We start from the raw sequence: 13784 nt of genomic DNA, 5'->3' as shown, positions 1-13784 counted from the left end.
CACTTGGTTTCGGCACACGCTGAATCGAACGAGCCCGTCGTCCCCTCGAGGGACGGCGGGCCCGTTTCGTATGAGACCCGTCGCTTGCGCCTGGACATCGCGTACGACGGAACGGATTTCTCCGGGTGGGCCCGCCAGAACGGGCTGCGCACGGTGTGCGGGGAGATCGAGGAGAAGCTCGGCGCCGTCCTGCGCGCACCGTTGCAACTCACGGTGGCGGGGCGCACCGACGCCGGGGTCCACGCCACCGGGCAAGTGGCGCACGTCGACGTTCCGCTCGACGCCGTGCCGGACGACCCGTCCCGGCTCGTCCGCAGGCTCGCACGGTTCCTGCCGAAGGACGTGCGGATCAAACAGATCGCCTTCGCGCCCGAACACTTCGATGCGCGGTTCTCCGCGATGCGCAGGCACTACGAGTACCGCCTCACGGCGGCGGCCTACGGCGCCGATCCGCTCCGAGCCCGGGACACCGTGTCGTATCCGAAGGTCCTCGATCTCGAACTCATGCGCGCGGCGTCCGCGACGCTGCTGGGTTTGCACGACTTCGCGGCGTTCTGCAAACGCCGGGAAGGCGCCACGACTGTTCGCGATCTCCAACGTTTCGACTGGGAGCGCGACGGCGACGTATTCACGGCCTTCGTCAGCGCCGACGCCTTCTGCTGGTCGATGGTGCGCAGTCTCGTCGGTGCGGTTCTCGCCGTGGGGGAGGGACGTCGCGACCTCGACTGGATCGAAGGACTCCTCCGCGAGAAGTCGCGGTCGAGTTCGATCCTGGTGGCCCCGGCGCACGGACTGTCCCTGGTGCGCGTCGACTACCCGGACGACGCGGATCTGGCGGCACGCAACGAGATCACCCGGGACGTCAGGACCGTGCCGGGCGGCTGCTGCGGCGACTGACCGGAACCCGCGGCGTCGATCGCCACCGCGGTTGCGGAGGCGTCAGCACCTACGATGGCTCCGGAAGAGAAGGAGCCTGTTCATGACCGCAGTCGCACCCGTCCGGATCGAGATCATCATCGGATCCGTCAGAGTGGGTCGGATCGCTCCCGTCGTCGCCGGCTGGTTCGCCGAACGTGCCCGCGCCTACCCGGGACTGGACGTGGGCATCATCGATCTCGCCGACACGCCGTTGCCGCAGGATCTCGGCGCATCCCCGGTGACGGACGAATTCCGGGAGCGAGTGGGCAGAGCCGACGGGTTCGTGGCCGTCACCTCCGAGTACAACCACGGCTACCCTGCGGCGCTGAAGACCGCGTTCGACAGCGTCAAACACGAATGGCGCTCGAAGCCCATCGGTTTCGTGTCGTACGGCGGGTTGGCAGGCGGACTCCGGGCAACCGAACAGCTGCGCCAGGTGGTGGCCGAATTGCACATGGTGTCGGTGCGGCAGAGCGTGAGTTTCCACCGGGTGCGCAAGAGATTCGACGACCAGGGGCAGACGACCGACGGCGCCGCCATCGACTCGGCTGACCGCATGCTCGCGCAGCTCGTATGGTGGGCCGACGCGGTCCGTGTTCAGCGCGGGACCACCCCGTACCCCGGCTAGAACTGGTGCACCGGCACGTACTCGTCCACCGCGCGAGGCCGGCCGATGAACGCCGTCTCGGACGAGATCGTGACCAGCATCAGTTCGATGCTCGTCCCTCCGGTCGATAGAAGAATGCGGTCGCCCAGCGCATTCGGTTGGACGATCGACAGGTCCGGTTCGGCACCGGGCCACTGGCTCGGTTCTCCGTAGAGGTAGATCGCGGTGACCCCGGCGCGGGGCGGCAGCGCGTTGACGCCGTCGAACACGACGGTGTTGAACCTGTTGTCGGACTGCGGATTGTGGCCGGCGAGGCGCAACCGGTCGGGCGTGGCGATGGAGTCGATCAACGACGACCACGCGTCGGGCCGATCGGTGTGAATGAGCACGCGGGCGCCGGTCGCGACGGCGCGGAACACCAGTTGCTGGGCGAGATACAGCTCGCCCGCCACATAGACCATGCCGACGCCGGGACCTGCGATGCGAGCGGTGATTCCGTGACCGTAGTCGTCGGAGCCGATGAGCTGGCCGCACCCCGCTGGGGGCAACTGCAGCGCACGAAGGTCCTCGACGGACATGTCGGTCAACGGCATCACGTCGTCGAGGTCCGACATCGCGACGGGAAGGTTGGCCAGCAGCCCGTCCCGGTGCCTGCCCTGCATCGAGACGAGCCCGGGGATCGTGAGCGGTTCGGGCATCGTCCGGGTGGTCACCCGGCAGGCCGCACCGACCTTCACCTGCCCGTCGTGTCCGCTGGGGCGCAGCCGGATCGTCACGGTCGTGCCGAGGCTCGACGGAACCCAGAGCTTCGCGAGCAGGTCTCGCGTCAGGTAGCGCGGGTCGACGCCGTAGCCGGTGTTGCACACGCCGGGCAGCGGTGCATGCTTCCATGTCTCCGTGAAGGTCTTCGGATCGACGCCCCGACTGATCTGCAGCGCGGCCGATTCGATCTCTGGGGCGGTGAGAATGCGCGCGCGACATCCTGAATCGGCCAGTGCACGCACGACGCGACTTGCCGCGATCGTGATGGCGCGCGACGCGCCTTCCTCGCCGCCGCCACGCCGCGCCACGGCAGCGACGTTCTCCGTGGCGTCGAATCGCAGGGCGAGCCAGACCATCCGGGTCGCCGTCGCCGGCAGCGGGCCGACCAGCCTGTCGTACACATCGGTTGCGGGGGAGCCGGCCGCGGCGCGATAACCGTGGCTGACGATGTCGATTCCGCTCAGCGAGATGTCGTGCTGGACGAGACACGCGGCGAGCGCGTCGGTCGGGAGTTCGTGCGTCGTCTGGAAGCCGTCCCGGGTGATCTGCGTGAGGCTCCCCGCGGGAGGAAGTACCTCGACGACGGCGACCACGCTGCCACCGTCCCACCGGAGCCCGACGGACTGACCTGTCGGTGCCTGGAAACCGACGGTGCGGGACTGCGTCCGAACGGGTTTGGTGCAATATCGCCAGCACGTCCGGGCCCAGTCCAGGCTCGACCAGCCGCCCACGCGGACGAGCGCGGCGAGAACGAGGACGAACGCGACGACGACGGCGCCCCACCACACCAACCCGCACAGCGAGGCCACGACGCCGCCGGTCACCCCCAGTAGTTGCGCAACGATCATCTCGGTCGCCGAAAACCGAAGAGACGACGGCCGACGTGTGACGCGCGAACGGTCCATGGTTCCTCCCCCGAATACCTGAACCCAGCAGACCCGTACCCGTCCGCCGTGAAGATTGTCGATGGAACTGTACTGTGTCACCCCGAGCGCTGTGCAGCACGGGGGAGGAACAATGGCTGTAACACCCACCACCCGGTGGCAGGTCAACGGGTATCGATTTCTGGTCAGACGGATGGAGCACGCCCTGGTGCGTCGCGACGTCCGAATGTTGCACGACCCCATGCGGTCGCAGTCGCGCGCACTCGCGGTGGGGGTCGTGATCGCGTCGCTCGGACTCGCCGGCTGCGCCGCGCTGGCGCTGTTCCGTCCGCAGGACAAGATCGGCGACGCGTCGATCGTCGTCGGCAAGGATTCGGGCGCGATGTTCGTGGTCATGGGCGACACACTTCGTCCCGTCCTGAATCTCGCGTCCGCGCGGCTCATAGTCGGAAAGTCCGAGAATCCGGTGATCGTCAAGGAATCCGAACTCGACACCCGACCCCGCGGTGCCCTCGTCGGGATTCCCGGCGCGCCGTCCGCGCTGCCGGCCGGGGACCCCTCGGCGAAGACAGCGTGGACGGTGTGCGATTCGATCGGGGCCGACGGAAATCGTCCCGTCACAACATCGGTCATCGTCGGCGAGACGGAGAGCTCCGAGGGCGGCGGGACTCTTACGGGAGATCAGGCGTTGCTCGCGTCGACCCCCGATGCGTCGTACCTGATCTATGGCGGGAAGCGCGCCAAGATCGATCTGGACGATCCGGCGGTCACCCGCGCGCTGGACCTCGAAGGCGCTCGATCACGCCCGGTGAGCAAGGGTTTCGTCAATGCCATCCCCGAAGTACCGCCGCTCGCCGCGCCCGTCATCCCGGGGGCCGGGAGCAGCCCACGCTATCCGTTGCAGGACAAGGTCGTGGGATCGGTCTTCCAAGTACTGATCGGCTCCGAGACCACGCACTACGTGGTACTCCGCGACGGAATCCAGAAGATCAGCTCGGCCGTCGCGAACCTGATTTTCCTGTCGGACTCGCACGGCGACACCGAGATGTCGAGCATCATGCCCGACGCCACCAAGCGAATCCCTTCCGTGGAACAGATTGCGGTGAACAGCTTCCCGGAGTCGGCACCGAAAATCGTCGACGCCGCCGAAAGTCCCGTGAGCTGCCTGTCCTGGCAGCCAATCCGTGCAGCGGACGACACGAGCGCGAGCGGTCCGGCGGCCGAGCTGTCCTTGGTAGCGGGTCGCACCCTTCCGATTCCGGGCGATGCTCGCGCGGTCGAGTTGGCCCAGGCGGACGACGCGGGCGACAACGCGGATTCGGTGTACGTGCAGCCGGGTACGAGCGGTTTCGTGCAGTCGACCGGCATCGAGGCTACGAGCACGCGACGCGACAGCACCTTCTTCGTCGCGGACACGGGAGTCCGGTTCGGTCTACCAGATAAGGAGTCTGCCGAGGCACTGGGCGTCGACGGCGCCCGTCCCCTCGCACCCTGGCAGATTCTCGGCCTCCTGGCGCAGGGCCCGGCGCTCGGGAAGTCGTCGGCACTCGTCGCGCACGACGGGGTCGCACCGGACGCCGCCCCGGCCGCTGTCGCGTCAGGGTCCAACTGAGCGGGTTCGGTCAGCGCCGATCGGTCGCCGACTGGAACCGCCGGCGGAGTGGGAAGGACGCCAGGACGCCGAGCACGAGTAGGGCGCCCAGCGTTCCTGTTGCCGCGACAGCGATGTTGCGCGGTCGACGATCCGGGGGAGCAGCGGCCGGGAGCGCCTCGACCGCGACGGAAGTCGACTGATCGACGGTGGCACCGTCGAGGGGAACGTCGGCGGTGACTGCGGCCAGCGGATCGATGATCCCGTGCCCGACAGACGTATTCCACCCCTCCGCCGGCGCATGCGCTGTGGCCTCGATCCGGGCCATGACCTGCTGTGCGGACAGTTGCGGGAACCGTGAGCGGACCAGTGCGACGGTCGCCGAGACGTACGGCGCGGCGAAACTCGTGCCCTTCACCGGCTCCGCGTTGCCTTGCACGCCGTACGTCGTATTCGTCAGGTCGCCCGTGCTCGGATGCAGTGATGTCAGACCGGATCCCGGAGCTGCCACGTCGACCCACGGGCCGGCCAGGCTGAACTCGCTCGGTGATCCGTTCGCCTCGACGGAGCCGACGGTCAGCACGTAGTCGTCGTACCAGGCGGGACTGGCGATGGTGCTGACGGAGTCCCACAGATCGGCGCCGGGACGGAGGGGATCGTGTGCCGGATTCTGAAGCTTGCATTCTCCCGAACCGAAGTTCCCTGCCGCCGCGACCACCACGGCGTTGTGCACCGTGACGGCGTATTTCACGGCCGACCCCAGGTACCGGTCGCCATCGCCGATTCCCTCGGCGGCGGTCTTGCACGCGACCTCGGAGATGTTGATGACCGTGGCGCCCGAGTCGGCTGCACGCCGGATCGCCGTCGCCATTGTCGCAACGTTCCCGTATCCGCCGACCGAGTTGCCCGCGTTGTCGACCTGATCGGCCTGGCCTGCGGCGTTGTACGCGCTACTCGTCTGCCGGATGGACAGGATCCGGGAATCCGGTGCACCACCGGAGAAGCCGGAACCGGGAACCTGAGCGGCGCCGATCAGCCCGGCGACGAGCGTGCCGTGCGCGTCGCAGTCGACCGTGCCGGTCTCCGTCCCCACGAGGTCGCCGCCGTCCATGAGGCCGGGAAGTCGCGGATGTGGGGAGACGCCGGTGTCGATCACCGCGACGATCTGACCGGCGCCCCGGGTGATCGGCCAGACCGATTGAAAGTCGAGATCGCGCTGGGCAACCGGAACGTCGGGACCGTCCGGCACGCGCACAGCGTCTTTGCACGGCCGGCGTTTCTCGACCTTCGTGCTGTCCTTCGGTGGAATGAGCCCGGCGTCCACGGGAGCGGGCACGACAGCAGAGGCGCCGCCCTGACCCACGGCGGCGGTGACTGCCACGACCGCGGTGGCCAGGACTACGCGGATGAGCCGGCGCCTCACAGTCCACGCATCAGCGAGTAGAGACCGGTCACCCAGCACACCAGCGGAACGATCGACGCGATCACCGCCAGATCGATGAGCTCGGCTACCCGTCGCATCACGGGTGAGAACGTCTGGCGGGGGGCGAGGATTCCCAGTACCAGCCCACCGACGGCGAACAGGATCGCGACGGCGAACGAGGCGATGGCGAAGTCGGGCACGGCAACGGCCGCGGCGGTGAGCAGCAGAACCAGTATCGTCACCCCGCCCGCGATCAGCGGTACCGCCTGCTCGGCGCTGCTGTACGTGCGTCCTCGGAACATCAGGACGGCGGCGGTGGCGACGGCGAGAGAGAGCCCGGGCCAGAAGATTCCGTCGGACACACCAGGTTGCGCCGCGATGAGGGCGCCGGAAACGGCGAGTACCGTCATCGCGCCGACCAGACCGGTGAGGTACTTGCGGGCGCGTGCCGCACGCTGTGCCAGAGAGTCGAACGATGGCATCGTCACCTCGTCATCCGGGTCGTCCTCGGACGGATCGACCGAGGTGCCCGGCGCCGGGACGGGAGGCAGTGGAAGCTTCGCCAGCACGATCGATACCCGTGCCGAGAAGGCGAGTCCGATCAGCGCCGCCGCCACGACACCTGCGCCGACAGCGGAAACCGGATTGCCGAACAGGGTCGCCACGAGGGCGGCGAGCGAACCGAACAGGGACGTCACCGACAGGGCCGTGAACAATCGCAGTCCGACACCGCCCAGTCGCAGCGCAAGAACGGCGGTGGTTCCCGCCAGCACGAGTCCGAGGAGCAGGTGCGGAGCGCCGAGACCGCCGGGCACGAACAGCATCCCCGCGGCGAACGAGAGGGGAACGGCGCATCCGCTGAGGACGACGGAGCTTGCCGCGTCGCCGTAGATTCGACCGGTGACCGCGCCGGCGATCAGGAACAGTAGGGCCGCCGCGAGTGCACATCCCGCCCCCAGGAATCCTTCGGTCCCCGCTCCGGACCACAGCAGCGCGAACGATCCGACGACGGTGCCGAGTACCGCGGCGACGGAGCCTACGACCCGTGCGGAACCCCGGGTCCACTCACGGTCGCCCTCGGCGTCGGCGATCGCCACGTTGTACATGATGTCGTCGAACAGCGGCGGTGGCGCGCTGGCGTGCACGCTCTGCAGTACGAGGAGGTCACCGTCGCGGATTCCGTGTTCGTGCAACGTCAGCGTGGTCGAGAGCGGCGAGTGCCCGATCTTCGCGAGAACCCACTCGCTGGGTTCGTACTGTTCGAGCGAGTCGTCGAAGTCGTTGGTACTGCGATGGGTGCGGATGGTGTCGACGATGCCCGGAACGAGGATGGCCAGCGGCACACCGAACGGCACGGCCATGTCGACCTGCGAATGCGTCGACAGGACGGTGATCCGGCAGAGATCTGCTGCGGCACCGGGACGGGTGGACGAGGCGGATCCCCGCGATTCGTCATGGGTGATGGACACTGCGATTTCCCCCAACTCTGCGACGCACAACCCCATCTGCGCCGTTACGACACCGATCGACGACCGGTCACAGATCGTCATCCGATTTGATCACCGGTGACCTTACGACACCGCGAGCGCCGCCTCCAGTGTCCGGCAGGGGCGCGGACCTTCTATATGCCCGATCGCCATTCATGGGTTAGTGTCTGACTTCGCGGATCGAGCCCAGGGGGGCGACCCGGAGTTCCGGGATCGGATCGGCTGCACGGTTTTTTCGGGGCGGTTGTAGTCATGGGGGGCGAGTAGTGAGCACTATTCGGTTCGTGCGCAAGGCGCGACGGGAAGTACCGCGTATCCCGGGCGGCGAAGTGAGTCTGCAGGCTCCGCCCGAGATTCCACGCCTGGTACCGGGAAACCTTCTGACCAAGCTCCTTCCCGTGGTCATGGTCGTCGCCATGGTCGGGATGATGGCCCTGATGTTCTCGTCGGGCATGGCCCGCAATCCGATGTCGATGCTCTTTCCCGTCATGATGATGGTGTCGATGCTCGGCATGCTCGCCGGTGGCGGCCGTGGCGGCCCGAAAGCGGCGGAGGCCAACGAAGACCGCAAAGATTACCTGCGCTACCTCGATCAGTTGCGCCGCGACGTCGACGAGACCGCCGAGCAGCAGCGAAAGGCGCTCGACTGGAGTCACCCCGAACCCGGTCTGCTGTGGACCATCGCAGGCACGGCGCGCATGTGGGAGCGCCGCATCACCGACCCCGACTACTGCCACGTGCGCGTCGGCCGGGGAAGCCAGCGCCTCGCAACCCGCCTGATCGCACCGGAGACCGGACCGGTGGAGGATCTGGAACCGGTTGCCGCGGTGTCGCTTCGTCGCTTCGTCCGCGCGCACTCCGTCGTTCAGGATCTGCCCACTGCAGTGTCGCTGCGCGGCTTCGCGGCCATCTCCGTGGATGGGGAACGCGGTACGGCACGGTCCCTGGTGCGGTCGATGCTCATGCAGTTGTGCGCATTCCACGGCCCGGACAACCTCCTCGTCGCCGTCGTGTGCGGCCCCGACACCGAGCACGAGTGGGACTGGGCCAAGTGGCTGCCGCACGCGCAGCATCCGGATTCGTCCGACGGTGTCGGTTCGTCCCGCATGATCTACGGCTCGATCCTCGAACTCGAATCTTCGCTCGGCCCCCAGCTGTCGATGCGAAACCGATTCTCGCGCAATGCTCCCGCCGCCCCCGGTGTCCCGCAGTTCGTCATCGTCGTCGACGGTGGGATTCTGGAGGGCGAATCGGGGATGATCACCGACGGCGGGGTCGACTCGGTCTCCGTTCTCGACATCAGTGGCTTCTGCCCGCGACTGACGGCCACACGAGGACTCCAGCTGGTGGCGCAGGACGGATCCCTCGGCGCCCGCAGCGGAGCGGGCGTGGAGATGTTCGCGACAGCAGACCTCGTCAGCGCTCATCAGGCCGAAACGCTGGCCCGGCGACTCGCGCCGTACCGGACGGCGTCGCAGACGGCAGTGGACGCGGGCGACGACGATCAGCCGGTGCAGACGTGGAGCCAGATGCTGGGGATCGGCGACGTCGGCCGTCTCAACCCGGATCACGCGTGGCTGCCCCGCCAGGGCCGCGACCGGCTGCGGGTCCCGATCGGTGTCGGAGTGGACGGCCACCCGGTCGAGATCGACCTCAAGGAGTCGGCCGAGAACGGCATGGGGCCACACGGCCTGTGCATCGGGGCCACCGGTTCGGGTAAGTCGGAGTTCCTGCGGACGTTGGTGCTCGGCCTGATCGCGACGCATTCGCCCGACGCGCTCAACCTCGTCCTCGTCGATTTCAAGGGCGGCGCCACGTTCCTCGGACTCGAGGAGGCTCCGCACGTCGCCGCGGTGATCACCAACCTGGCCGAGGAACTCGCGATGGTCGACCGGATGCGGGACGCACTCGCCGGGGAGATGAATCGGCGTCAGGAACTCCTGCGCTCCTCCGGGAACTTCGCGAACGTCACCGAATACGAGAAGGCCCGCCAGGCGGGCGCCGACCTCGACCCGCTGCCCGCATTGTTCATCGTCGTCGACGAATTCTCCGAACTGCTCAGTCAGCAGCCCGAGTTCGCGGACCTCTTCGTCGCGATCGGCAGGCTCGGCCGGTCGCTGCACATCCACCTACTGTTGGCGAGTCAGAGGCTCGAGGAGGGCAAACTGCGGGGGCTCGACAGCCACCTGTCGTACCGCATCGGTCTCAAGACGTTCTCGGCCAACGAATCGCGCACGGTGCTCGGCGTTCCGGACGCCTACCACCTGCCCGCGACCCCGGGTGCCGGATACCTCAAATGCGATTCCGCGGAGATCGTCCGCTTCCAGGCCTCGTACGTGTCCGGTACCTACGAGGGCAGCCGGGAAGACAGTGTCCGACGGCCGGGTGAGGCGGCTGTCGAGCTGCGGCCCAAGATCTTCACGGCTGCACCGGTCGCGCTCGACGTCGTCGAGATCCACGACGAACCACAGTCGCTCCACCTGGCCGAGGAGCCGACGGAGATCCGCACCACCATGGACGTCGTGGTCGAACGGATCACGGGTCGCGGACCGCGAGCCCATGAGGTGTGGCTCCGGCCGCTCGACGCCGCGCCGAGCCTCGACCAGATGCTGCCGAGGTCGGTTCTCGCCGAACCGGTTCCCGCGCTGAGCTCGCTGCGCACACCGATCGGAATCATCGACAGGCCCTACGACCAGAGGCGCGACCCCCTGGTCGTGGATCTGTCCGGGTCCACCGGCAACATGGCGGTGGTGGGCGGGCCGCAGTCGGGCAAGTCGACTGCGATCCGCACGCTCATCACGTCGTTGGCTGCCACCCATTCCGCGGAGCAGGTGCAGTTCTACTGCCTCGACTTCGGTGGTGGCACGCTCGCCGGACTGTCGGGACTGCCGCACGTCGGCTCGGTCGCCAACCGCCTCGACGTCGATCGGGTGCGTCGCACCATCGCGGAGATGAACACCATCGTGCGTCAGCGCGAGGAGCGTTTCCGCGAACTCGGGGTCGAGTCGATGGCCGAGTTCCGGCGACTGCGCGCCACCGATCCCGGCAGCGGCGGCGCGGCGGCCGGGGTCGCGCAGGATCCGTTCGGGGACGTCTTCCTGGTGATCGACGGTTTCGGCAGCGTTCGTCAGGACTTCGAGGCTCTCGAACAGCAAATCACCAACCTTGCGTCCCAGGGGTTGTCGTACGGTGTGCACGTCGTGCTCACCGCCTCACGGTGGGGCGAGGTCCGGCCGGCGCTCAAAGATCAGCTCGGCACTCGGATCGAGCTGCGCCTCGGTGATCCCTCGGATTCCGACCTCGGTCGGAAGACCGCGGCACTCGTTCCCGAAGGCCGACCCGGACGCGGCATGACCCGCGACAGCCTGCATCTGCTCGTCGGGTTGCCGAGGATCGACGGGAGCTCGGATCCGACCGACCTGGCATCCGGTGTGGCGTACGCGGTGTCGTTCATCGCCGCCGCGACACACGGCCGGCCCGCGCCGGCAGTGCGAATGCTGCCTGCACAGATCGCCCGCGACGACGTGCTCCATGCGGCCGGGGGGTGGCCGTCCTACCTCGATCCGGCGCAGGCCTGTCTGCAGATTCCGATCGGTCTCGACGAGGCGGAGTTGGCTCCGACGTTCCTGAACTTCGCCGAGCAGCCCCACTTCCTGGTGTTCGGCGACACCGAATGCGGAAAGACGACCCTCCTGCGGAACATCTGCGAGGGCATCATGGCATCGAACACGAGCAAACAGGCGAAGATCATTCTCGGCGACTATCGGCGCACGATGCTCGGCGTCGTCGAGACGGAGCACCTGGCCTCGTACGCGCCGTCCGAGGACGTGCTGACGACGAACATGAGGGACCTCGCGATCCTGCTGAAGGGACGCATGCCAGGCCCCGGCTTCAATCGCCAGCAGCAGCGCGACCGGTCCTGGTGGTCGGGACCCGAAGTCTTCGTCGTCATCGACGACTACGACCTCGTCGTGACCTCGAGCGGCAACCCGGTCGCCGCGATCGTCGAATTCCTGCCGCACGCCCGCGACATCGGATTCCACCTGATCATCGCGCGCCGCTCCGGCGGTGCGGCACGGGCAATGTACGAACCGGTCATCGCACGCTTGCGCGATCTGCAGTCGACGGGCCTCGTGATGAGTGGCAACAGGGAGGAGGGCAATCTCATCGGCACCGTTCGTCCGAGTGCGATGCCTCCCGGGCGCGGAACGCTGGTCAACCGTGCGGGTACCGGCCTGATCCAGCTCGCGTGGATGCCGCCGCTGTGATGTCGTCGGTCGCGATTCATCTCACTGAATCCGGCATGTGGTCCTGCGCTCAGGGCGTGACGACGGCAGCTCACGAGATGACGCCGCTGTGCTTCGTCGACGACGAGTACGTCGACGTCGATGGCGGAGTTCTCGCGGTGTCCGACGCCCTGGCAACGATGTTCCGGTCTGTGATCGACGGTGCGGGGGAGGCGGCGCCGATCGCGACGGCAGTGATGTCACACCCGACGGAATGGGGTTCCGCGAGGCGGAACGCGCTGTCCGACGCGGGGTCGCGCGTTGCCGCCGACACGGTGCTGGTTCCCGTTGCCGTGGCGGCGGCCGAGGGTGCTGCGGTGTCGGGTGGCCGATGGGTGGTGCTCGAAAGCCGGACCGTGGGTGCAACGGCCAGCTACGTGGTCGGCGAGGTCGGCGGATACCGGGTCGTCGAATGCGAGCACGATCCGTCGCTCTGCCCCGACGAGGGGATCGAGGAGTGGGCGACAGCGATAGTGGAACTCGGTGCGCGAGCCCGCGGTGATCGGCCGGTCGACGGAATACTCCTGACCGGCGGCGGAGAGTCGCAGGAGCGCACAACGATGCGTGACGCCGTGATCGCCCACGCGTCCCCGAACGCCGACGTCCGGATCGTCACCGGTGAAGAGATCGCGCGCGCACTCGCGTCCAGCCTGGTCGACTCTTCGGACGAGCTGACCACGATGGCTGTGCCGCAGGCGAACTGGCTCGAACCGGCGCTGCAGGGATCGGAGCGCGGTGACCGACGGAGCACGCGGCCGACGTTCTTCGCGGTGGTTGCGGTGCTGGCTGTCGTCGTCGGAGCTGTTCTCGTGTTCACTCTTCGGGAGCCCGGTACCGGCACCGAATCCGTCCGTGCTCTGGACGCGAGTGCGGCACCGGCGGCTCCGGTCACGACGACCACCCGATCCGCGGTGCCGGCCACCACGACCGCCACCGCGGCGGCGGACCTCGAGGTGGGCGGAATTCGCGTGACACTGCCGAGTGGGTGGAAGGAGCGGGCGCCCGCCGCGTCGGCTTCTGCCGGATCGCGAGTGGAGTTGGTGCCTGCGGTGGGAGCCGACAGGCGAATCATCATCACGCAGAACGCGGTTCGAGAGGATTCCGGATACGACGAAGTGGCGGTGACGCTCGCGGCGAAGATTGCGCAGCGTGGCCGTCCCGAGCTGTTCGGCGAACTGGAGCGCGATGTCGTCTTCGGAGGTCGACCCGGCATCGCGTACAGCGAGTTTCCCGACGCGAGCTCCGTGGTGCGGTGGCACGTACTCGTCGAACGCGACCTCCAGGTGAGCGTCGGCTGTCAGTTCCTGGCGGAGGAGTGGGAGTCGATCGAGAGCGTGTGCGAAGAGGTCGTGCGGTCACTGGTGATAGTTCGGTGACCCCTTTCTCGTCGCCGAGAAAACTTCCACCGTGGTGGAACCGATTGGGCGGTTGATGCGTCCAATCTTGTGTAGGGGTGAATGCGGGCAGTCCAGAGGGGGCCGCCGCACCGAGAACAGAAGGAGTCACAATGGCGGGAGTTGTTACCGATGTCGGCCAGATGGAGGTCGCGGCCAATCACGTGCAGACGGTGAACAGCCAGCTGCAGGGCACGATCAACAGCCTCAAGGGCCGTTGCGAGGAGTCGTCTTCGGCCTGGCAGGGTGGAGCCCAGGTGGCGTTCATGGAGCTGATGGCGCGGTACGGAGACGCTGCGCGCCGCATGCAGGACTCGCTGGACGAGATTGCGGTGAAGATCCGCGAGAACGGCAAGGGATACGACGCCGCCGAGCAGGCCAACCAGGACGCGATTCATGCGGCCGGAGCTTCGGGATCGCTCGACATCTGAC

The 13784-nt window shown here is 67.6% G+C and carries 9 protein-coding genes; 6 read left to right on the top strand and 3 right to left on the bottom strand.

Annotation, left to right across the window (positions count from 1 at the left end; translation table 11 throughout):
• The first annotated feature begins 3 nt into the window (after window positions 1–3).
• Window positions 4–897, top strand: a complete 894-nt coding sequence (gene truA / locus HGB39_RS14210) for a tRNA pseudouridine(38-40) synthase TruA (RefSeq protein WP_205627323.1) — start codon at window positions 4–6, stop codon at window positions 895–897.
• 82 nt (window positions 898–979) lie between these two features.
• Window positions 980–1546 carry an NADPH-dependent FMN reductase gene (locus tag HGB39_RS14205; RefSeq protein ID WP_005560715.1) on the top strand — a complete coding sequence of 189 codons (567 nt, stop codon included), beginning with the start codon at window positions 980–982 and terminating at the stop codon, window positions 1544–1546.
• On the opposite strand, the gene eccE is transcribed toward HGB39_RS14205, so the two are convergent.
• Window positions 1543–3192 carry a type VII secretion protein EccE gene (gene eccE, locus HGB39_RS14200; RefSeq protein ID WP_043786917.1) on the bottom strand — a complete coding sequence of 550 codons (1650 nt, stop codon included), beginning with the start codon at window positions 3190–3192 and terminating at the stop codon, window positions 1543–1545. The genes HGB39_RS14205 and eccE overlap by 4 nt on opposite strands.
• A 112-nt stretch (window positions 3193–3304) precedes the next feature.
• Here eccE and eccB point away from each other — a divergent pair, with 112 nt between their 5' ends.
• Window positions 3305–4783, top strand: a complete 1479-nt coding sequence (gene eccB, locus HGB39_RS14195) for a type VII secretion protein EccB (RefSeq protein ID WP_043786916.1) — start codon at window positions 3305–3307, stop codon at window positions 4781–4783.
• 10 nt (window positions 4784–4793) lie between these two features.
• On the opposite strand, the gene mycP is transcribed toward eccB, so the two are convergent.
• Window positions 4794–6185 carry a type VII secretion-associated serine protease mycosin gene (mycP, locus tag HGB39_RS14190; RefSeq protein WP_005560709.1) on the bottom strand — a complete coding sequence of 464 codons (1392 nt, stop codon included), beginning with the start codon at window positions 6183–6185 and terminating at the stop codon, window positions 4794–4796.
• On the bottom strand, window positions 6182–7654 hold the full coding sequence (gene eccD / locus HGB39_RS14185) for a type VII secretion integral membrane protein EccD (RefSeq protein WP_043786919.1): 1473 nt from the start codon (window positions 7652–7654) through the stop codon (window positions 6182–6184). The genes mycP and eccD overlap by 4 nt, the downstream gene beginning before the upstream one ends.
• Window positions 7655–7938: 284 nt before the next feature.
• On the opposite strand from eccD, the gene HGB39_RS14180 reads away from it, so the two are divergent.
• From HGB39_RS14180 to HGB39_RS14170, 3 genes are all read left to right on the top strand, one after another.
• A complete protein-coding gene (locus tag HGB39_RS14180; RefSeq protein WP_043786914.1) occupies window positions 7939–11940 on the top strand; it encodes a type VII secretion protein EccC in 4002 nt (1333 codons plus the stop codon).
• A 56-nt stretch (window positions 11941–11996) separates the two neighbouring features.
• The gene (locus tag HGB39_RS14175; protein ID WP_248949545.1) at window positions 11997–13334 is read left to right on the top strand and encodes a type VII secretion-associated protein; all 1338 of its coding nucleotides are present in this window, start codon (window positions 11997–11999) and stop codon (window positions 13332–13334) included.
• A gap of 131 nt (window positions 13335–13465) precedes the next feature.
• Entirely contained in the window at window positions 13466–13783 is a 318-nt protein-coding gene (locus tag HGB39_RS14170; protein ID WP_005253872.1) for a WXG100 family type VII secretion target, read from the top strand.
• The last annotated feature ends 1 nt before the right edge of the window (window position 13784 follow it).

This window comes from Rhodococcus opacus (assembly GCF_012396235.1).
Classification (GTDB): domain Bacteria; phylum Actinomycetota; class Actinomycetes; order Mycobacteriales; family Mycobacteriaceae; genus Rhodococcus_F; species Rhodococcus_F opacus.
Note: the sequence above shows the minus strand (reverse complement) of the source record. Positions and strands in the feature narration are given on the sequence as shown.